15 protein-coding genes are annotated in these 20583 nt (G+C 51.1%); 8 read left to right on the forward strand and 7 right to left on the reverse strand.

The genetic code is table 11. The annotated features are described in order from the left end of the window. Window positions 1-158 precede the first annotated feature (158 nt). Window positions 159-917: a hypothetical protein gene (locus V8I28_RS06560; RefSeq protein WP_341779324.1), complete on the forward strand. Its 759-nt coding sequence runs from the start codon at window positions 159-161 to the stop codon at window positions 915-917. Between the two features lie 116 nt (window positions 918-1033). On the opposite strand, the gene uidA is transcribed toward V8I28_RS06560, so the two are convergent. Further along, entirely contained in the window at window positions 1034-2839 is a 1806-nt protein-coding gene (uidA, locus tag V8I28_RS06565; RefSeq protein WP_341779325.1) for a beta-glucuronidase, read from the reverse strand. Window positions 2840-2995: 156 nt separating this feature from the next. Here uidA and V8I28_RS06570 point away from each other — a divergent pair, with 156 nt between their 5' ends. Together V8I28_RS06570 and V8I28_RS06575 are read left to right on the forward strand one after the other, a co-directional pair. Continuing rightward, window positions 2996-4075 carry an AraC family transcriptional regulator gene (locus V8I28_RS06570; RefSeq protein ID WP_341779326.1) on the forward strand — a complete coding sequence of 360 codons (1080 nt, stop codon included), beginning with the start codon at window positions 2996-2998 and terminating at the stop codon, window positions 4073-4075. A gap of 338 nt (window positions 4076-4413) precedes the next feature. Then, the gene (locus V8I28_RS06575; protein ID WP_341779327.1) at window positions 4414-6108 is read left to right on the forward strand and encodes an oleate hydratase; all 1695 of its coding nucleotides are present in this window, start codon (window positions 4414-4416) and stop codon (window positions 6106-6108) included. 197 nt (window positions 6109-6305) lie between these two features. Here V8I28_RS06575 and V8I28_RS06580 read toward each other — a convergent pair whose 3' ends face one another. From V8I28_RS06580 to lepB, 4 genes are all read right to left on the reverse strand, one after another. After that, entirely contained in the window at window positions 6306-7247 is a 942-nt protein-coding gene (locus V8I28_RS06580; RefSeq protein WP_341779328.1) for a LacI family DNA-binding transcriptional regulator, read from the reverse strand. Between the two features lie 23 nt (window positions 7248-7270). Further along, window positions 7271-8596 carry an SLC45 family MFS transporter gene (locus V8I28_RS06585; protein ID WP_341779329.1) on the reverse strand — a complete coding sequence of 442 codons (1326 nt, stop codon included), beginning with the start codon at window positions 8594-8596 and terminating at the stop codon, window positions 7271-7273. Window positions 8597-8611: 15 nt separating this feature from the next. Then, a complete protein-coding gene (locus tag V8I28_RS06590) occupies window positions 8612-10312 on the reverse strand; it encodes an alpha-glucosidase (protein ID WP_341779330.1) in 1701 nt (566 codons plus the stop codon). A gap of 175 nt (window positions 10313-10487) precedes the next feature. Continuing rightward, window positions 10488-11072 carry a signal peptidase I gene (gene lepB, locus V8I28_RS06595; protein WP_341779331.1) on the reverse strand — a complete coding sequence of 195 codons (585 nt, stop codon included), beginning with the start codon at window positions 11070-11072 and terminating at the stop codon, window positions 10488-10490. A 184-nt stretch (window positions 11073-11256) separates the two neighbouring features. On the opposite strand from lepB, the gene V8I28_RS06600 reads away from it, so the two are divergent. The 4 genes from V8I28_RS06600 to V8I28_RS06615 all read left to right on the forward strand — a co-directional run bounded on the left by V8I28_RS06600 (window position 11257) and on the right by V8I28_RS06615 (window position 15021). Beyond that, window positions 11257-11649, forward strand: a complete 393-nt coding sequence (locus V8I28_RS06600) for a cytidine deaminase (RefSeq protein WP_341779332.1) — start codon at window positions 11257-11259, stop codon at window positions 11647-11649. Between the two features lie 208 nt (window positions 11650-11857). Then, window positions 11858-12208 (forward strand): PadR family transcriptional regulator, encoded by a 351-nt coding sequence (locus tag V8I28_RS06605; RefSeq protein ID WP_341779333.1) that lies wholly within the window; start codon window positions 11858-11860, stop codon window positions 12206-12208. Window position 12209: 1 nt separating this feature from the next. Further along, window positions 12210-13631 (forward strand): DUF4097 family beta strand repeat-containing protein, encoded by a 1422-nt coding sequence (locus tag V8I28_RS06610; protein ID WP_341779334.1) that lies wholly within the window; start codon window positions 12210-12212, stop codon window positions 13629-13631. Window positions 13632-14478: 847 nt separating this feature from the next. After that, window positions 14479-15021 (forward strand): MarR family winged helix-turn-helix transcriptional regulator, encoded by a 543-nt coding sequence (locus V8I28_RS06615; RefSeq protein WP_057734679.1) that lies wholly within the window; start codon window positions 14479-14481, stop codon window positions 15019-15021. Between the two features lie 649 nt (window positions 15022-15670). Here the strand turns inward: V8I28_RS06615 and V8I28_RS06620 are convergent. Together V8I28_RS06620 and V8I28_RS06625 are read right to left on the reverse strand one after the other, a co-directional pair. Continuing rightward, a complete protein-coding gene (locus V8I28_RS06620; protein ID WP_341779335.1) occupies window positions 15671-16999 on the reverse strand; it encodes an MFS transporter in 1329 nt (442 codons plus the stop codon). A gap of 36 nt (window positions 17000-17035) precedes the next feature. Next, entirely contained in the window at window positions 17036-17554 is a 519-nt protein-coding gene (locus tag V8I28_RS06625; protein WP_341779336.1) for a DUF1440 domain-containing protein, read from the reverse strand. A gap of 165 nt (window positions 17555-17719) precedes the next feature. Here V8I28_RS06625 and V8I28_RS06630 point away from each other — a divergent pair, with 165 nt between their 5' ends. After that, window positions 17720-19987, forward strand: a complete 2268-nt coding sequence (locus V8I28_RS06630; RefSeq protein ID WP_341779337.1) for an excinuclease ABC subunit UvrA — start codon at window positions 17720-17722, stop codon at window positions 19985-19987. Window positions 19988-20583: the final 596 nt, after the last annotated feature.

Below are 20583 nucleotides of genomic sequence, written 5' to 3' on the forward strand. Positions count from 1 at the left end.
CGCCCTAGAGGTTAGTTTCGTGAATTTACCGCCGACTGGAAGTTTCTGCGGATTTTAGTGAAAAAATGACGACTTTGAGCGGTCGTTTGGGCGGGTTCGTGCTAAGATACGTTCTGAGTTCAGGGATGAATTCGAAAATTTACTGGGGGGTAATGTTTATGATGAAAAAAGTTGCAATGATCGCGGCCGCCGCTGCTATGGTGTTGCCATTGGGGATGGGGGCCATTGCTCCCGCAAACGATGCCGTAACGGCGTTCGCTGCCGCTAAACCAGCGGCTAAAAAAGTAACGCACACGTTACTTAGTGCTAAGACTATCAAGAAGGCAGCCTACCACGTCAAGAGTGGTAAGCCAGCGCTGTACCGTGCCGCTTTTGCCGCCGATCAGGCCAAGGTTACCATGAGCAAGAAGGGCACCTTAGCGGGGGGCAAGACTTACTACGCCACCAAGAAGATTGTCGTCAAAATCAAGGCAACTAAGACCACTAAGGCGAAGAAAGTCACCTACGCTTACGTGAAGACGGCTAACGGCAAGATCGCTGGCTGGGTTGCACTTTCTAAGCTGACGGCTGGCAAGTTCATGGCGGCTGATGGTAACGCGGATGCGAAGAAGGCGGCGGATAAGGTTGCCAGCAAGACCTACACGCTGGTTAGTGCCAAGAACCTAAAGAAGACGGCGTTCCACTTCAAAGGCAACCAACCAGCCATCTACACCGGTAAATTTGCGGCGGACCGGGCCAAAGTCACGTTGACCAAGAAGGGCGTACTGCCAGAAAGCAAGACCTTCTACGCCACCAAGACTATCACGATTAAGAAAGCTAAGAAGAACGTGAAGTACGATTACGTGACGAGCGGCAAGACGAAGGGCTGGGTTCTGGCCTCTCAACTGACTGCTGGGAAATTCATGGCAGCTGATTAATCACGACTCCAGTATATTTGAAAAACGGATGGCTTGCGGGCCATCCGTTTTTTATAGAGCTCAAATGTCACGTAAGATGCGTGCAAAAGTCGTCAAAATCTGGACGTTTCGGTGTACTATCCCTTATACCCAAAGTTAGGAATCACATTCCACCGGTGACTTAACCAAGTGGCGGCCGCCTTAGGTTCCCGTGAGCGGGTGAAGATGCCCTTCTTGTTCCCCTGAACGCGGTTGATGCCGAACTTGGTTTGGAAGTCGGCGAAGTTCCAGAGTTGTTCGCCCACGAAGTTATCAATCTTGTCGAAGATCTTGGCGTTCATCTCGTAGTAGTTGACCTGGTATTCTTCGGAGAATGGCTCGTTGTAGGTGCTGTGGACGCCAGCCACCGTGTCGGCGCCGAATTCCGTGAACATAATCGGCTTATCCGGCCACTTTTCCTGCCACGTCCGGAGTTCGGCCTCTTCGGCTTGAGCGGCGGCTTTCAGGTCACCCGTTTGGAGATACCAGCCGTAGTAGCGGTTCAGCGTCAAAATGTCGGCAAGGTCGGAACAGTTGTCGCGGTCCGGGGTGGACATCATGATATTGATGTAGGTGCACGGCCGGTTCTGTGGATCGAGGCTACGGGCCAGCTTGAAGAGCGGCTCGAAGTAGTCGTGAGCGCCCGGTAGGAAGGTCGCCGGTTCATTAGCGATCGACCAGATGACTACGGAAGCGTGATTCTTATCGCGACCAATCATCTCTTCCAGCGCCTGTTTGTGCGCTTCTTGGGTCTTGATGGTGGACCAGAAGGGGTTGTCGGTATTCTTAAAGGCACTGGAGACGTCGAAGTTGAAGTCGGGCATCAACCCAACGGCAGGCACCTCGTCGATGACCACGATTCCCTCACGGTCGCACAGCCGCATCATTTCTTCGGAATAGGGATAGTGGGACGTCCGGAAGGAGTTGGCGCCCATCTTCTTTAAGAGGTTCAGGTCCAAGACGTTGACGGCCTCGTTCAGCCCCCGTCCGTTGACGTAGGAATCTTCGTGCTTGCCGAAGCCTTTGAAATAAAAGGGCTGGCCGTTAATCAGAAATTTTCCGGCTTCAATGGCCACGGTCCGCAGGCCAAAGGGTTCCGTGTAACTGTCGATGACGGTGTCGTCTTCGACCAGGTCAACGCGGGCCCGATACAGGTAGGCGTAAAGTGGTTGCCAGAGGTGGATGTTGTCCAGGTGAAGGCTGGTCGTGGCGCCAGTTGCCGTTGCCACCACCGCTTCGTCTTCGTCCAACAGGGTGACCTTGACCGTAGTGGCCGCGGTCGTCTGGACGTTGACGTTGACGGTCGCGGACTTAGCGGCCAAGTCAATTTCGGGCGTGATGGTGACGTCTTCCACCCGATTCCAAGGGGTGGCCAGGAGATTGACGTTCCGGTTTAGACCGGCATAGTTGAAGAAGTCAAAGTTTTCGTCGACGTGGGCGATGGTGTGGCCGTCCGCGTCCTGGGTTTCCGAGTAATTTCCCACAGGCAACGTGGTGTGGTCTAAAAGGTTGCTGAGCTTGACGGTCAGACGGTTGGTGCCGGCGTGAACCTGATCGTTAATCGGCAGTTCAAAGGGGGTGAATCCGCCCTTGTGGTGGCCCACCGCCTGGCCGTTAACGAAGACCCAGGCCTCGTGGGTGGCCGAACCGAAACGCAGGCTTAACCGTTGATCCATTAAGGCCGCGGGCACGGTGAAGTCGCGTTCGTACCAGAAGTAGCCGCTGTGTTGCCGGATTTCTGGATTCGCCGTCTGGTCGTTGAAGGAGGCGGGCACCACCATCACGTCGGTCGTATTCAGGGGAACGGCGGGGTCCACGGTTTCACCGGGTTCAGGTAACTTGAAGGACCAGATGCCGTTTAGGCTCAGGACGGAACGGGTGGCGGTCATTAATGGATATAACATTTAGAATCACTCCTCAGATTATTTCGATCGCTCTTGCAATCGCTTACAAGAAGAATAAACTAAAATTAACGCGTTGGCTTTAACAATATTGTGGTTTTCGACACAATCTTGACTTTAGCCGAAATTAATTTTCACGAAACGAGGAGGACTGATCAGATGCAGTGGACGGAAATCAAAACGCTCGCCGACGATTTGGCGCAAATCAGCGGGGTATCCGTACGGGTGTGTGATGGCGACTTAGCCACCATTCAGCTCAGTGGAGACGATGCGCCACTCCCCGTTTTTCGGACGTTGCCGACGACGCGCTGGCAGGTGGAACGCGCGATTACCGCGCAGGGGGACTTCTTGGCCCTGGGGATCTTCAGCGACCAACAGCTGACCGGTTACCTGATTGCGGGGCCGTGTGAGTCCGAGAGTCGCCGGCTAGCCCGGATTATGGGGCGCTGTGTGCTGGGCGCCACGCATCCCGTAACGATTCACGATGACCACATCAAGGTGCCGCGACTGACCGTGGATTTGGCGGCCACGGATAGCGATAACGATGCCGTGGTGGCCCGGCGCTATGCGACTCAGAATCGCCTCATGGTCACCATCACGCAGGGGGACACGGCGCGGTTGCCGGAGATGCTGGCGGCCACGTCTAAGCTGGATATTGAGGCCTTCTTCTCGCGGGTGCCTAATCGGCGGTTACGGTCGGCGAAGAACATCCTCTACGTCTTCAACACCATGTGTCGGATTGCGGCCGAGCGCGGTAATATCAGTCCGGTGGTTCTGGACCGCGTTTCAAGCCACTATGCCGTGGAGATTGAGCGAATGCCCTCCCTAGACCATCATCAGCGATTGACGGCTGAAATGGCAACCCAGTACTGTGAAATTGTGGCCGCCCGTCGTGACAATCACTACAGCCGCAAGGTAAATCAGGCCTTGCAATTCATTTATCGCCATTATCAGGCGGACCTGAGCCTAGCGGAGATTGCCAGTGCGGCCCAGGCCGCACCCACATACCTGTCACGGCGGTTCAAGCAGGAGACCGATGAGACCATCTTTGAATTCATCAACCGTTATCGCGTGCGGATGGCCCAGCAGGTTCTGCGGCACCGCCCCGAATCCGTGACGGACGTGGCTTTTCGGGTAGGCTTCAACAACGTAACCTACTTCAACCGCATGTTCAAACGGTACACGGGGATGACCCCACTGGCCTATCTGCGCGGGAGTGAGCCCACGGTGCCCCAATGATGATGGCCAGCAACCAATTGATGGTTAAAACGATAGTTCTAGGCACTGGCGGCCGGACGTGTTATGCTGAAACAGCATAACCGGCAGAAAGTGAGAGCCTTGACCATGACATAAGTGTGGGGGATGACGCCGACTGATTGTTGGAATTTGCCGCTAAGTTAGACTGTCAATTGGACAATTACAATTACAACACGCCCTGTCACAATGGCCGGTAGATTAAGGTTTCCTTGCGTTTCTTAGAAGTTGCTAATTAGTTCGTGTAAACGCTTTACAATGATTGACTAAGCAAGCATAATGGGAGATGTAAAGGGCTCAAAGAATCTACGGAGGTGTTTTTGATGGTTAAAACAAAAGCAGTAATGATCGGTGCCGGCCTGTCTAACATGGCCGCGGCGGTTTACCTGATTCAAGAAGGCCATTGGCGTGGTGAAAATATTACTTTTTACGGCGCCGATATGCACGGGGCCAACGATGGTGGCGAAACCAGTGACTTCAGCGATGAGTACTGGAACAAGGAACACCCGTTGGACAACCGCACGGGGTACGTTGCCCGTGGTGGCCGGATGCTGAATTACCGAACGTACGTTGATTTAATGGACTTACTCGACCGGATTCCTTCGGCGACCGAGGAAGGTATGACTGCGGCCGAAGATACCCGCGATTTCGACGCGCATCACCGGACGTATGACATTGCCCGGTTGATGGAAGGCGGCAAGGGTATCATCGACGGGGGCAAGCTGGGTCTGAACAACAAGGACCGGGTCTTACTTTCCAAGTTAGTCCTGATGCCGGACGAAGAAGAAACCAAGCTGGATAACGTGACGATTGCCGAGTTCTTCAAGGACGATCCGCACATCTTCCAGACCAACTTCTGGTACATGTGGGAAACCACGTTCGCTTTCCGGATTCAAAGCTCGGTGCAGGAGCTTCGGCGTTACATGCACCAAATGATTTATGAATTTACGCAAATTGAACACTTGGTTGGGGTTAACCGGACCCGTTACAACCAATTTGAAAGCATGATGCTCCCCCTGATTAATTACTTAAAGGACGAGGGCGTGACCTTCATTTCCAACCGGATTGTGACGGATTGGGAATTCGCCGACAGCGCCATGCAAGACGAGATTACGGTGACCGGCTTACACATCAAGAACGTGGAAGACGACACCGAAGAAGTCGTCAAGATTGATGACGATACGGCCGTTATCTTCACCAACGGGTCCATTACGGATTCGGCCACGATGGGGGATTACAATACGCCAGCGCCGGAGAACATGGAGTACGGCATTAGTGCCGCCCTCTGGAAGAAAGCCACGGAGCGGTTCTACAACTTAGGGACGCCGGACAAGTTCTTCGACGACCGGAAGAATTCCGAATGGGTCAGCTTCACGTTGACCACGAAGAATCACCTGTTGCTAAACGAAATCACACGGATTACCACGCAGGTTCCGGGGAACGCGCTGAACTCCTTTATTTCGACCACGCCAATCACCCCATTGGGGCAAAAAGACGTGAACATGTCGATTGTGGTGCACCACCAACCCCACTTTACGACCCAGAAGCCGAACGAATCGGTTATTTGGGGCTACTTCCTGTACCCACGGCGTCAGGGTGAATTTGTCCACAAACAATACATCAAGATGACCGGTAAGGAAATGGCTCAGGAATTGATTGGGCAGTTGTCCAAGGTTGATCCGGGTCCGAATAACATTAAGAACCATGAGGCTGAAATTCTTGACAGCATCATCAATAATATTCCGGTCTACATGCCATACGCTTCGGCCCTGTTCAACAACCGGGCCAAGAGCGATCGGCCGGAAGTCATCCCGGCCCACTCGACGAACTTGGCCTTTACCGGTGAATTCGTTGAACAGCCGTACCAGATGATCTTCACGGAACAAAGTGCCACCCGTTCCGGTGAGATTGCGGCCTTCCACTTCGCGGGCGTGCCAATGGATAACCTGGTGGACACTCCACGGTATGACAAGGATCCGAAGACTTTGATGCGGGCCACCAAGAAGATGTTTAGTTAAGTTGAATGCAGTGTGGGCAAGAAAAGCGGGCGTGAACCCGCTTTTCTTTTTGAAAGTTATGCATAGGAGAAAAGTTCCGTTAATTGGCAATCAGATTGATTCAGGGAAAATTTTTAACACATGTTTCAGTTACGTAAAATACCAAGGTATGTCACCTGCTATGAGAAAGCAGATATAACACACCTTGGTATTTCTGATTATTTAATTAAAAATAGTCGGTGATGCATGAAGTTTTTAACATCGAAAATTTTTTGGGCGGCGACCTGTCCAATCCTTCGAGGCTTCAAGTCAAAAGAATAAATATTTTTACGGTCTGGAAATCCATGAAGCAAATTGTTGAAAGTTACAATCGACAGAGGATGTTCCTCATGGAGAAAAGCCTGATAAGCGAATTCACCAATCTCATCTTGTGAGGCAACAATACCATCGATTCCGGTGAGATTATTTTGAATGGTTAACAAGGCTTGCCGAGGCTCTTTGAGATCTATGGCGAGAGGCTTAACTTGTTGTGTTGATGTCAAACTAGACTGTAATCCGGAAAGCCGCTCTTCTTCAAATTTCAACCGCCGCCGGGTTTCCAGAAAAAGAATATGGTTAGCAGGGCTCATAGTAATTAACTTTTGACCAGCGAGTTTGCCAAAAAATTGGTTATCGTTATCGATGAAAACACGTGAGACTTCAGGATCGTTACCAATAATAACGTAATCCAACTTGTTTTGGTCTAAATAGTCACGAACAGGATCTTCTTTTTCGAAATAAAGAAAGATGTACTTTGTAATATGGGCCTGATGCGCCATGGTTGCAACGATTTCCATGATTTGCTCTGTTGAGTCGGCGAGTGCAACTGTGGATACAAATCCTCGATGGTTTAATTCAGAACCAATTCCTGAAATTATTTCTAAATAAAACGGATTGGTTTGATATCGCTCATTGGAAGGAAAAATAATTCCAACTGAGCGAGAGCCACCAGTAGCTAAAGTTTTAGCATTAAAGTTTGTTTTGTAGTCAAGTTCATGTGCAATCTTCATAATTCGTGTTTTAGTTTCTTGCAGAATATGTGGATCATTATTAAGTGCACGTGACACAGTAGAGGTTGAAACACCGGCTTTTGTAGCGATATCTTTGATAGTTGCAGTCATGGGCAACGGGATCCCTTCGAACTTTATTTACCGAAATAGTCTGAGTTAACAAAGAAGACCGTAGCTGCACCAATCGCCATGCCAATACCGGCCACAATGATCATGGCAGTAAAAGAAGACCCAACTAATGGGAATAAGGCAAAACTTAACAGAGATGCGGCAATTTGTGGCACACAGATACTCCCGTTAAAGAGTCCCAGATAAGCTCCCATATTGTTCCCATCAATTGAGTTAGAAACCAGAGTAAAGGGAAATGTGTGCATTGAAGCCCAAGCTATTCCAATTAAAATAAATGATAACACAAGGGCATACTTATTATGAATAGTTGCAATTAAAATTAGTCCTAGAGCGCCAGCAACTAAACTTGATGAGTAAACACGTTTACTAGATTTATTGGTGACGCGAGTCAGGACTAGTGACCAGATTACTGCAGAGATTGCCTGAACGGCAGACATCACACCGTACCAATTACCAGCGGCTTGGAATCCACTTGAAGCGGCATTGCTGGTGTGCCAAATATTTTGTGCTAAAGCGCCGTTAGCGTAAGTCCAGAGATATTGAAAGCCAAACCAGGAGAAAAATTGAATAATGCAGACAATCCAGAAGATTTTTGGAGCTTCTTTAAGCAGTGTGAAAAAGCTCTTATGAACTTTTAAATCTTCCTTTGTGATATGATGATAGGCATTATATTCTTCTGGCGCATATTCGCGGACTCTAAGGATGGTCACGAGTGATGAAAGAATCAGGACGGTAGCGCCAATATAGAAAGCGATTTTAACAGATGCGGGAACTTCACCCTTAGGAGCAACATTTGCAATCCCTAAAGCGGTTAGGATGAATGGAATGACACTGGCTAAAATGGATCCTGAGTTAGAGAAAAAGCCTTGAATAGAATAAGCTAAGCCTCGCTGATCCTCCTCAACCATATCAGCAATCATCATCTTGTATGGTTGCATGGAAACGTTATTTGATAAATCTAGAAATGTAATAGCTAATGCGCCAAACCAAAGGGCCTGAATAAAGGTAAAACCGAAACTTCCTGCATTTGGTAATAGCAAAAGTACAGTAAAGGCGACCAAAATTCCGGCTATCAAATAGGGGATGCGTCTCCCTAGATGAGGAATCCAAGTTCTATCTGAAAATTTACCGATTAGAGGTTGAATGATCAATCCAGCTAATGGGGGAACAAGAAAGAAGAATCCCAAATTGTTGGGATTTGCTCCTAAAGTTTGAAAGATTCGACTCATATTTGAACTTTGAAGAGAGAAAGCCATTTGAACACCTAGAAAGCCAAAATTAATGAGCCAGATTTTACTGGCAGGTAGTTTGGGTAGGCTACTTTTTTCCATATTGATTCACTCCTATTATTCAAATTTTAATAATACAGCGCCCCAGGCATCCAGACTGATTTTGGATTGATTGCCTGTGATATAGCCATCGTTTTTTAGAATGACGTGATAGGGCTGTGAAGCTAAGTCTTGAGGAAGTGGATAATTGTAAGTTAAGTTAGAAAGATTAGTAATGATGAGCCAAGTTGCCTGAGTATCGAATCGGCGATAAACAATCAGGTCCTTTGCCCTTGTTTTTTCTAACATATACTGGCCATTTTGAAGGGTAATATCGGACTTTTTGATCGTGATCATTTGACGGTAGAAATTCAGAACGGAATTACTACTCTTCTCCTCAGACGCCACATTAATTGTCTTGTAGGAGTCCGCAACTTTAATCCAAGATGTGGTAGTAGAGAATCCAGCTAATGAGCCTGCTGTCCACTGCATGGGAGTCCGAGCATTATCTCTCCCTTTGAAAGCGATTTCGTGAAGCGCCATTTGAGTATTATAGCCGTCTTTAATTCTTTCTTGGTAGTGACGAAGACTGTCAATATCAGTTACCTCGTTGATAGATGTAATGTGATCGTTTATCATGCCAAGTTCTTGCCCTTGGTAGATGAAAGGGGTTCCTTTCATCATGAAATACATAAGACCTGCGGCTTTGGCAGAACGATTGCGATAAGCTGGTTCTTCGCTACCAAAGTAGGAGACTGCGCGTGGAAGATCGTGATTTTCGATGAAGAGTCCCAAGTTTCCTTGCTTAGCGGCAGCTATCTGCCAATCGGTTAGTTTTTTTCTAACAGTTGGTATTGACTTAGTAGCAAAGTCAAATTTGTGATTATCTCCAAAATTAACATGGTCAAATTGAAAGAGTAGATCCATGTAACCTTTTTGAGGGTCAACCCATTTAATAGCAGATTCTGGTGGTACTGCGCCAACTTCGCCGACTGTCATTACACCATAATGATCATAAATGTTCTTGAGTTCACGTAGAAAAACTTCAATTCCAGGAATATTGCGAGAGGCTTGATCAGGATTGTCGACGTTTTCGAAGGTCTGTAGTTTCTTTAGATGGGTGATTGCATCCAATCGAAAGCCATCCACGCCTTTTTTAATCCAAAACTTGATGATTTCGTGCATCTCATGACGGAGGTGAGGATTTTCCCAATTCAAGTCAGGCTGTTGTCGTGCGTACAGATGATAATAATATTCATCAGTAGCTCGGTTATATTCCCAAGCCGAACCACCAAATAAAGAAGTCCAATTATTGGGTGTACCACCATTTTTACCTTTCTTCCATATGTAATAGTCATGGTATGGACTATTGATATCCTGCTTGGCCTGAAGAAACCATTGATGTTGATCGGAGGAATGATTTAAAACCATATCCATAACAATTCTTATGTTATGGCGATGAAGCTCCTTTATTAAAGTATCCAGATCTTGCATCGTCCCGTATTGAGGGTCAACGCTACGATAATCAGCAATGTCATAGCCATTATCAATACCAGGGGATTTGTAGATTGGGCAAAGCCAAACGAAATCGACTCCTAACTTATCTAAATAATCAATTTTTTCTGTAATACCAGTTAGGTCACCTATTCCATCACCATTAGCGTCAAGAAAGCTTTTGGGATAGATTTGATAACCGACACCATGTTGCCACCAATTTGCTTGAGTCATACGGAACACCTCTGAATTATTATGGGAACGTTTCCATGGGAACGTTCCCATAATAATTCATCCTCAAATAATTTGCAACCCGCTTAGTGGAAAACGATTACAAAACATGGGCGACACTGTGCCTAAAATGCTGATGCATTGGTATTTATAAGCAAAAAAAGACGTCAAATTTTTTTGACGTCTTTTTTTCATGTTGGAGTTTAAGTGGTGAATTTGATTGCTTCAATCAGCTTGCCATATCATTAACATTCACGCGGTGTTGTTTGGTGCCTTGCCAGAACGGTACCTTCACCACGCCCATAATCTTCTGGGCGTCCACGTAGCCCCACGCCCGACCATCTTCGGAAATGCTGCGATGATCGCCGAGGACAAAGTAGTGCCCCTTCGGCACCGCGTTGCCCTGGTAGGCCCAGTGATGTTCCTTGGCGAGGCTGCTGAGTGTCCAGTTGCCCGTGCCGGTGGTTCGTTCGGATTTACTGATAAATGACTGATTAATCTTGCGGTTATTCACGTAGATGTAGCCATTCTTGCTGACGACCTTGTCGCCGGGCATTCCGATGACGCGCTTGACGTAGTTGGTATTCTTCGCGGCGTTCGGGTCCTCCCCGTAAGCGTCAAAGACGATGACGCTCAGGCGTTTTACCGTGAGGGGCTTGAGCACCATCATGCGTTCGCTGTCAGCCAGGTTGGGTTCCATGGACCCGCCGGAAACCTTCACGACCTCGAGACCGTACGTCCGAATCAGAAAGACCAGGACGGCGGCGACTAGGACGGGCACGACCCAGCTGAGTATACTTCGTAACATTTTCATTTTGACAACAGGCTCCCCTAGATCAATTTAATAGGTTTAAGTGTACCACGAGTCCGCGACGGAATTGGAAGTTTCATGAAAAGTTAAAGAAAATCCTAGAAATTTTGTGCAGATGGTAGCGCTTTCTTTGAAACTATGCCACAATTAAGGAGCACTAAAAGAGATATGCTAAGGAGGAAACACCATGGCAGAATTGGAAGAATTATTGCAAGTCGCAACCGACATGTTAGACCGGGCCTACACCCCGTACTCCCATTTTCACGTGGGCGCCGCGGTTGTGGGTGCCAGCGGTAAGATTTACGGGGGCTGTAACATTGAAAATGCCTCGTATGGTCTGACGAATTGTGCCGAACGGACGGCGATCTTCTCGGGTATCGCGGCGGGGGAAAAGAAATTCACCGCACTGTTGGTCACGGGAGATACGGAGCAGGCGATTGCCCCCTGTGGCGCTTGCCGGCAGGTTATTACCGAATTCTTCGATCAGGACGCGGTGATTTACCTGACCAACCAGAAGGGTGCACTGGCCGAGACCACGGTTGCCGGAATCTTGCCCGGAGCCTTTCTGGCGTTAAAATAGTAAATCGTTTTGGTACATACGGCGCGGGCATTTTTGCCGGGCGTCCGCTTCGATGCGAATCGTTTCGTGTGTAGGCCTGGGAAGTTATCCCGGGTCTTTTTTTCGGTCAAGTTTTCCAGTAAAATACTATTTCAGATAAATTACTTTGACACGCACAGTAGCATGTGATACATTAAGTGCATCGAAAACAGCGAAAGGAAGTGGCAACATGGCTGAGATGATCTCGAAAGATTTAATCCGGGGCCATACGGATACCATCGTTTTAAATATTTTGCAGCAAGGGGATAGCTACGGTTATCAGGTGGCCAAGCGGGTGCGTGAGCTCAGCCAGGGCCATTACGAATTGAATGAGGCGACGTTGTACACGGTGTTTCGCCGGCTGGAGAAGAACGGCGCGTTGACGGACTATTGGGGCGATGAGACCCAGGGCTCGCGGCGAAAATACTACCACGTGACGGCGACCGGTCAGGCGATGTTGGCCGAGAAGACGGCCGCCTGGCAATTCGCCAAGCCGATTATTGATGAATTAATCACGGGACAGATTACCGAGGAGGATTAGCATGGACGATATGACAATGGAAATTCGCACGCGGTTGGACGAACGGTTTCGGCAGTACCAACCATCCCGAGCATTAACGGAATTAAAAGAAGAGTTGGTCGGCGACCTCACCGAAGCCGTAACCGATAAGATTAATCAGGGCCTGGATGCCCAGCAGGCGGTCGATGAGGCCATGCAACAGCTGGGCGATATCGACAGTCTCCTCAAGGAAGTGGCCGCCGAGGATGCCGCTAAGGATGCCGATGAGTCGGCAGATTCCGCGGCCCATCACGACCAGTCCCACTCGCACGTTCAGATTGGCAAGCTCCACATCACCGACGATCAAGTCACTTGGGGCGACCACGTGATTGTCGATGGCGATGGCGACAAGGTTGATTTGGGCAAGTTGGTTCAGGTTGACGGTGACCACGTCTCGGTCGGCAACGGCTTCATTGATGTCGATGGCGATGACGTCAAGATTAACGGCGAGCGGCCGCAACGAGCCTATGTCGGGTCACTCAAGCTGGTCAATACCCAGGCCTTCGCGGTCACCGATCTCGATGAGGTAGTGGTTAATTACCCCGATGCCGCGGTCAAGATTGGCCAGGCCAGCGCTTCTGAAATTGTGGTCAACGAGTACATGAGCCGCGACAGCGAACGATTCTATCTGCGAGGAAAGCAGTACGGGTCCCGCCTGGAATTGAGTCAGGGCGATCGTCCGCGGCTGTGGCCCCTCCACGTCCGGACCGAAATTTTTGTGCCGAGCAACTTAAAGGGCCGCGTTCGTGTTCACGCCGGCAATGGGAGCCTGGAGGTCAGCGATTTACGGTCCAACGCCGATTTCGATATTCACGCCACCAACGGAGCCATTCGGGCGTTTAACAATCAACTGATGAACTTCACGATTCGTGCCACCAATGGGTCGGTTCGCGTTGACCAACTCTCCGCGCTGCATTACGACCTAACCAGTACCAACGGCAGCGTGACCCTGGCCAACGTTCAGGGAACGGGCAAGGTTGAATCGACCAACGGGGCCATTCGCGTGAACGACCACGAGGGTGATATTGGGCTAAATTCGCGTAATGGCGCGATTAGATTGAATCATGTGAGTGGACACGTGAATGCTTCGACGCGCAATGGCTCTCTACGCATGCAGGGGCTGAGCGGCAGTGGGCAGTTCCATTCCGGCAACGGCAAGATTAGTGTTGATGTGGTTAAGCTCGCCGGTGACGTCACCATCACGGGCAATGGTAGCGCCGATGTGACGGTCGTTCCGGGAACGGCCTACAACTTTGACGTCCGCAATGACGACGGCTCGCTGCGGGCTCCGCGGCTGGCACACCTGACCTTAGACGACAGTCACCATAAGATTGGGTCCCTGGGCGAAAATCCGGTCTACACGGTTAAAATGGACACGGTCCACGGCAGCGTTCGCCTCGCCTAACCAACAAAATCCCCCTAAGTCATTAGCGACTACTAATGATTTAGCGGGATTTTATTTTTTGGGGTAATATTTTCGATCACAAGCGGTTGAACCCCTTCAATGAATTATTCTATGCAAAATTCCAATTGTTACCAGCTGAGCCAAAATGGGCCATTTTTTGGGTGGCATGGCGCGGTATAATCAGAGGTGTTCTGCGACAACTTTTCTGGAGGAATCGCCTTAAAATTGGGAAGCTGGAAGGGGAAACAACGTAGAAAGGACAAGGGTTGGTGTAAATTGTAAATAAAATCCCAACAATTTGTTAAAAAAAGGTTTATTTTTTGGGCAATAGAGGCGATACTAGAGGGAGTTACCGAACGGGCGACTCGTAGAGATACCACCAAGATTGAAATTGGTGTAGTTGGACGTGGCTGATCTGTGTTAGGGGAATTTCACGTGAATGGCCGGCCGCTAGTCCAAGAAAGACCGTTGTCGGGGAAACGTAGTCCACAGTTCCCGTGTAGGTGACGTCCTGAATATTTATAGTTGTAATTTTGTTTTTTAAGTAAGCAGTTTGGAGTAGTGTCCTAATTTGGTGGCGAGCCTGGGTAAACATAAAAATCACGTCCTTGAGCTAAAGATTAAATCCATTATAGAACGTGTGTTCGATTTTGGAAAGGGCTAAAAAGAATTTCATTGGATAAGATGGTTTGATAGTAAAAAGTAAGCAGGGTTATCCACTTACATAATATTGACCGGTGACTTAACTGTTTTTTTCGGCTAAACTAAAGACCCGTGGGGTGTACCCAAATTAGGACGGCAATCGGCAGCGCCCGGCGCTGAAACTAGAAGGAGTAATGGATTTATAATGACAGAGACGACGAATGACAACGTAACGGAAGCAGAATTGAAGAAAGAGTTTGACGACTTATACATGCATATTTTTAAGTACATCGGTGATTTCGTTTCGATTCCGACGCAAAAATATAATCTGACCTTTGAAGCCTTCATGGTGATGGAAAACGTCGCCCGGAGTAAGAATGGCCAAACGCTGGTCGAACTTGCTAAACTGGAAGGTGTCTCCAAGAGCGCCATCGCTCGTCAGGTCAATGTATTACTTAAGGAAAACTACGTTATGCAAAAGGTAGATCCTAACGACCGTCGGGTAAAGTACATTACGTTAACGGCTGCGGGGAGTCGGGTTCAACGGAACTTGGCCCAAGCCACCGACGAACGGTTCCACCGCTGGTTAGGCTTCTTCGGTAAGGACGAAGCTGAGCATTTCATTAAGGTCCTTCACCGTGCCAATGACCGGGCCGTGGCGGCTGGTTTCGTTGGTTTCGATAGCTTACATGATAAGCGCCGCAACTCTAATCGCGGCCGGACACATGGCGGCCGGACGAGTGACTAATTTTATGGCAAATGAATAGGCAGCATGACACCGTGTAACGGGGGTCGTGCTGCCTTTTTTCATTTATGCTTAAATTGGTTTTTGCTGGTCGCCTTACCGTTCGCTCGATGGCCAAATGAACAGCGTTGAAGTCGCCTGCGGCTGCCAGCAATTCCGCCGCTGTGGGGATCGCCTGCAGCCAAGAAGCGGGCTTCCGGCTCGCTTGGAAGCCTCGCAAGGACCGCGAGTCTCCCAAGTCGTCCCACGGTCTAAGCTGGCCCAAGACGCCAGCTAACACCGTTGTCACGGCTGGCTCCATTACTGGCCTCCTCCGGCACGGTGAGCGCCGTTATGGTCATCGGGCATCTGATCAGGCTACTGGGTAATTGTTGACCACCGATCGTGGGTTAAACGTAGCGCCATTGATGACCGCTACCCTAGCCGAGAGTGAAGCGCAGAATGAGCTCAGCCGTGGGATTTCCAAGTGGGTCACTTGGAAATGGCGACTTGAAAACGCTGGTTTGGAGCGGTTTCAAGCGAGTCCCGAGACCGCTCTGTGGCTCGGGGCGTCCTGCCCACCGCGATCCAGCTCATTCTGCGCGAACGGCAAGGCAACCAGTTTCAACCAAAAATAATTGCTGACAGCCGCAGGCGACACGCTCAATCCATGCTAGGCGTCCCGGTTCGCCGGGGTAATCTTGGCTTGGAGCGTGCGTTCGTCGTAGAAGAGAAGAATCGCAAACATCACCACATACAGCGCCAGCGGCAACCACGCGTAGTTCATCGTAATCATGTGTTGGGTCGCCACGTTTTGATTGTGGTTGGCCGCGTAACCCGAGAGGTGGAAGAGCCCGGCGGTAATCAGTCCGCCCAGCCCCAGCCCCACGTTGACGCCGAAGTCATCGGTTGAGGCCAGAATCCCCTCGGCCTGAATGCCCAACGCCATGCCATAACGGATGGTGTCGGCAATCATGATCGAGACCAGCCCGATGATGAGGCCGTTGCCCACGGAATTCAGCAGGATACCGCCAAAGATAATTGGCAAGCGGTTGCTGAGGACGCCGACACTGAGAATCAGCTGCCCCATAGCGGCGATGGCAATGCCGCTGAGCATCGTGCGCTTCTTGCCCCACTGAGTCGCGGAGTGGACGATCAGTAAGACACCGATCAGCGCTGCAAAGGTGAAGCCATTGGCGTAGGGAACCAGCGCTTCGCTGTGTTGGATGTATTTGAAATAATAAATGGTCGTCTGGTTCTTAATCGCCGTGGTCAGCCAGTACAGCAGGATTACCACGGAAATGATCAGCCACGGCTTATTTTGCCGCAGCATGTGTCCTACCGCGCGCCAGGATTGGTGGGACTGTTCGGGATTGCTGAAGCGCTCGTGGACGTGAAAGAAAGTATTCCAGATGAGGGCCAGTGAAATCGCGCCGAACAGGATAATCGTCAGTAAGAAGCCCTGGCGTTGGTTGCCGTGACCGAACAGGGCGACCAGCGGCAGGGTGAAGACGGCCACGACGATTTGGACGGAACTGCCGCAGAATTGGCGAATCACGCCGAGGACCGTCTGCTCCCGGTCGTTTTGCGTGAGCGTGGGCAGAATCGAGGTGATCGGCAGATTGACCGCCGTGTAGAAGAAGCCCAGGCCCAGGTAGGTGACGTAGGCCCAGATCAATTTTCCGGTAGCGCCAAACGGGGGCGTGACAAAGGTTAACACGGCAAAAATCACGTAGGGTAGGGCGTACCACAGAAAGAACGGGCGACTCTTGCCCCATTTCGAATGGGTTCGGTCAATCATGAGGCCGATAATCAGACTTTCCACGACATCGGCGAGGCGGGCGACCACGAATAGGATGGCCGCGGCACTGGCGGTAAGGCCGTAGACGTCGGTGTAAAAGAAGAGCAGATAGGTGGTCATCATCTGGAAGACGAGGTTGTCGGCGGCATCGCTAAGCCCGTAGCTCAAGCGTTCCGGCCATTTGGTTTGCCAAGCGTTCATGCGAGACACCATCTCCATTTAAAAAATTGTGGCGAGTTACTGCCGTTTCTCGGCGACTAAGCGACGGTAGACTTCCGCGCCGACCAGGTCGTTGGTGACCATCCAGGCGATGTGGCCCAGGGCTTCGGAGACGTGTTCCTCGCCGGGTTGGTCCTTAGCGGCGGGGACGGTGCCCATGGCCGGCATCAGGCCGAGGTGAAAGGCCATCCAGATGGCGAGGCCGAACCAGGTGCCGGCGTCCTTCTTGATGGCGGGGAGCTTCTCGCCGATGATTTGGTAGAGCACGGCAAACGTGGTGGAGAAGCCGAAGTGAATCACGTAGCTGACCCAGGGAAGTTGGTGGCCGGAGTACGTGTAGGTGGCGTGGGTCACCTTAGCTGGCACGCCGAATTGTTCCAGCAAGGTCTGCGGGGGATTGGTGGCGTCGCGTTCCTCAGTCCGCGGTGGCAGGACATTCTCCCAGCCGAGTTTGACGAGACCGGAGACGATGCCGGCCGCGCCACCGGCAATTAAGGCAGCGGGTAAATCAATAGGATGCTTTTTAAATAAAGACAACATCAAATTCCTCCTTAAATGAATTCTAATCACAATTTTGAGTATAGTCGTTTTGAACGAAAGTTTGGGAAATTTTGCTTGCGGGTCGACGAACTCGTGCGCAAATTTAGAGTGTGTTAAGCTGGTTGGGTAGGTGTTTGAGCAGAGAAATGAAGGGAGTTAGGTATGCCATCAACTTTTGAACAAGGCTATATTGATATTCAAGATGCCACGCAGAATAATTTACACCACGTGAATTTACGCGTGCCGAAGTACCGGACCACGGTGTTTGTCGGGTTGTCGGGCTCGGGGAAATCTTCGCTGGTATTCGATACGATTGCGGCGGCCTCTCGGCGGGAACTGAACGAGACCTTCCCAAGCTTCACGCAGCAGTATTTGCCGAAATACGGGCAACCCCACGTCGGCCATATCGACCACTTGCCGGTGGCCATCGTGATTGCCCAGCAACGCTTGGGGAAGAATGCACGGTCCACGCTGGCCACGTATACCGGGATTTATTCGCTGTTGCGCTTGCTGTTCTCGCGGATTGGCAAGCCGTTTATCGGCTATTCCGATACCTTTTCGTTTAACCTGCCGCAGGGGATGTGTCCGGCCTGTCAGGGCCTCGGTTACGTCGACGATATCGACGAGCAACAGCTGATTGACCCGGAAAAGTCGCTAAACCAAGGGGCCATTACCTTCGTGAGCTTCGGGCCGGATACCTGGCGTTGGCGGCGGTACGCAACCAGTGGGCTCTTCGATGACGATAAGCCCATCAAGGATTACACGCCCGAGGAATACGAGTTATTAATGCACGCGCCTCAGCAAAAACTCAAGCATCCCGGCGAGGGCTTCCCCCGTACGGCGTTGTACGAGGGTGTGGTGCCGCGGATTCGGCGGTCGGTGATTGGGAAGAAAGAGGCGGCCCACCACCGCGAGGCTATCGCGAAAATTGTGACGCGCAAGCCTTGCCCGGTGTGCCACGGGACGCGACTGAAGCCGGAGGTCTTGACCAACCACATCAATGGGCAAAACATCGCGGACGTTTCCGCCATGGACCTGCGCCACGTGCTGGCCTTCCTGCAGGCAATCACGGCGCCCCTGGCCACCGACGTCGTGCGGGAGCTGACCACGAAGATTCAGTCGCTGGTCGACATCGGCTTGGGTTATCTGACCCTGAACCGGGGAACCAGCACGCTGTCCGGCGGCGAGGCCCAGCGGATTAAGATTGCCAAATACCTGACTAGTGCGCTGGTCGATATGGTCTACATTCTGGATGAACCCAGCGTGGGCCTGCACCCGCACGATATTCAGCTGATTAAGCAGGCGCTGACCAAGCTCAAGGAGAAGGGCAACACGGTGTTGGTGGTCGAACACAACCCGGCGATGATTTCGTTTGCCGATTACGTGGTCGAGATGGGACCGCTGGCCGGCCAAGCCGGGGGAACGGTGACCTTTACCGGAACCTATCCCGAGCTGCTGGCCTCCGACACCCTGACCGGTAAATGGTTGCGGCGACCGCACACCTGGGGTCTTAATCGCCAGCCAACGGGGACCTTGCCGCTGCACCACATTACCGAAAATAACTTACAGGACGTTAGTGTGGACGTACCGCTGGGCGTGATGACGGTGATCTCCGGGGTCGCAGGCTCCGGGAAGTCCTCGTTGGTCACGGCCCTCAAGCAGCACCTCACCGAGGACTACATCGACCTGGCGCAGACGCCCGTGGGCATCAACATTCGTTCCACGCCGGCGACCTACCTGGGCATTTTAGATGAGATTCGCAAGCTGTTCAGTCAGGCGAACGGCCGCGTGGGAACCAGTATGTTTAGCTACAACGGAAAGGGCGCTTGTCCCCGGTGTAAGGGCAAGGGCGTGACGATTACCAACATGGCCTTCATGGACCCGGTCGTCCAGACCTGCGAGCTCTGTCACGGCAAGCGGTATAGCGAGGAAGCCCTGCAATATCACTATCAGGACAAGACCATTGCGGAAGTCCTGCAGCTGTCCGTCAAGGCGGCCGCGGACTTCTTCGGCGACATGCCCAAGCTCGCCAGCCAGCTGGGAAATTTGGATCGCGTGGGCCTGGGCTATCTGACGTTGGCCCAACCCCTGACCACGTTGTCCGGTGGGGAGCTGCAACGCTTGAAGTTGGCGGTCGAACTGGGCAAACAGGGGACGGTTTATCTGTTGGACGAACCCACGGCCGGCCTGCATTTGAAGGATACGGATCGCCTGATGAAGTTGTTCAACGACCTAGTCGCGGCTGGGAATTCGTTGATTATTATCGAGCACAATCTGGCGGTGATTAGCCAGGCGGACTGGTTGATTGACGTGGGGCCGGATGCCGGGCGTTACGGCGGTCACATCCAGTTCAGCGGAACCCCACGGGCAGCCACCCAGCACGCCGAGTCACGGACGGGCGTGGCATTGAAGGCGTGGATGGCGGAATAAGCATTTTAGAATATTGATGGCGAGATGAAACCTGGGATGGTTGGTCCCGGGTTTTTTTGGTGAATTGTCAAAAAGTTGATAAATGTCAATTCTTTGATTGCCGATTGCGGGTACACTAGGTCTTGTCGTTAGGGGATGCGCCAACCGATGTGTTGATTAACATAACCACCAATACCAAGGCGGACTGGAGCTTTGGTAACGGTGAGGCACAGTTCATGAACGGTAAGCTCTAAACTAAAACTATGGCCATCGCGCAACTCATAGCGTTAAATATTAGTCGGTTACAGTTACGCAGTGGAAAGCGGTCGCCTTACCATTCGCCAAATAGGGGTTGGATCGCGGTGGGCGGACCGGGCCGAGCCTGAGAAGCGGTCTCGGCCTCGCTTTGAGCCGACAGCCCATGTCTCAAAGACGCCAGTTCCCTAAGCGGCATGAACCGTGCCACTAAGGGAACTCCCACGGCTGAACCCCTATTTGGCTCACTCACGGCTGCGAGAGTGCTGGCCAGCAACCAGTGGCTTAACCCAGGATAACAATTGATCTGTCGACAAACTTTGATACTGCTGGTAAGCACTACCTCGCCGGAGATCGCCAGG

Source organism: Levilactobacillus sp. HBUAS70063, assembly GCF_038374745.1.
Taxonomy (GTDB): domain Bacteria; phylum Bacillota; class Bacilli; order Lactobacillales; family Lactobacillaceae; genus Levilactobacillus.

Coding starts and splice junctions, on each gene's coding strand:
- lepB (WP_341779331.1), bottom strand. CDS start 11,072: ATGAAAATGTTACGAAGTATACTCAGCTGGGTCGTGCCCGTCCTAGTC.
- uidA (WP_341779325.1), bottom strand. CDS start 2,839: ATGTTATATCCATTAATGACCGCCACCCGTTCCGTCCTGAGCCTAAAC.
- V8I28_RS06575 (WP_341779327.1), top strand. CDS start 4,414: ATGGTTAAAACAAAAGCAGTAATGATCGGTGCCGGCCTGTCTAACATG.
- V8I28_RS06605 (WP_341779333.1), top strand. CDS start 11,858: ATGGCTGAGATGATCTCGAAAGATTTAATCCGGGGCCATACGGATACC.
- V8I28_RS06560 (WP_341779324.1), top strand. CDS start 159: ATGATGAAAAAAGTTGCAATGATCGCGGCCGCCGCTGCTATGGTGTTG.
- V8I28_RS06585 (WP_341779329.1), bottom strand. CDS start 8,596: ATGGAAAAAAGTAGCCTACCCAAACTACCTGCCAGTAAAATCTGGCTC.
- V8I28_RS06620 (WP_341779335.1), bottom strand. CDS start 16,999: ATGAACGCTTGGCAAACCAAATGGCCGGAACGCTTGAGCTACGGGCTT.
- V8I28_RS06630 (WP_341779337.1), top strand. CDS start 17,720: ATGCCATCAACTTTTGAACAAGGCTATATTGATATTCAAGATGCCACG.
- V8I28_RS06590 (WP_341779330.1), bottom strand. CDS start 10,312: ATGGGAACGTTCCCATGGAAACGTTCCCATAATAATTCAGAGGTGTTC.
- V8I28_RS06580 (WP_341779328.1), bottom strand. CDS start 7,247: ATGACTGCAACTATCAAAGATATCGCTACAAAAGCCGGTGTTTCAACC.
- V8I28_RS06615 (WP_057734679.1), top strand. CDS start 14,479: ATGACAGAGACGACGAATGACAACGTAACGGAAGCAGAATTGAAGAAA.
- V8I28_RS06600 (WP_341779332.1), top strand. CDS start 11,257: ATGGCAGAATTGGAAGAATTATTGCAAGTCGCAACCGACATGTTAGAC.
- V8I28_RS06610 (WP_341779334.1), top strand. CDS start 12,210: ATGGACGATATGACAATGGAAATTCGCACGCGGTTGGACGAACGGTTT.
- V8I28_RS06570 (WP_341779326.1), top strand. CDS start 2,996: ATGCAGTGGACGGAAATCAAAACGCTCGCCGACGATTTGGCGCAAATC.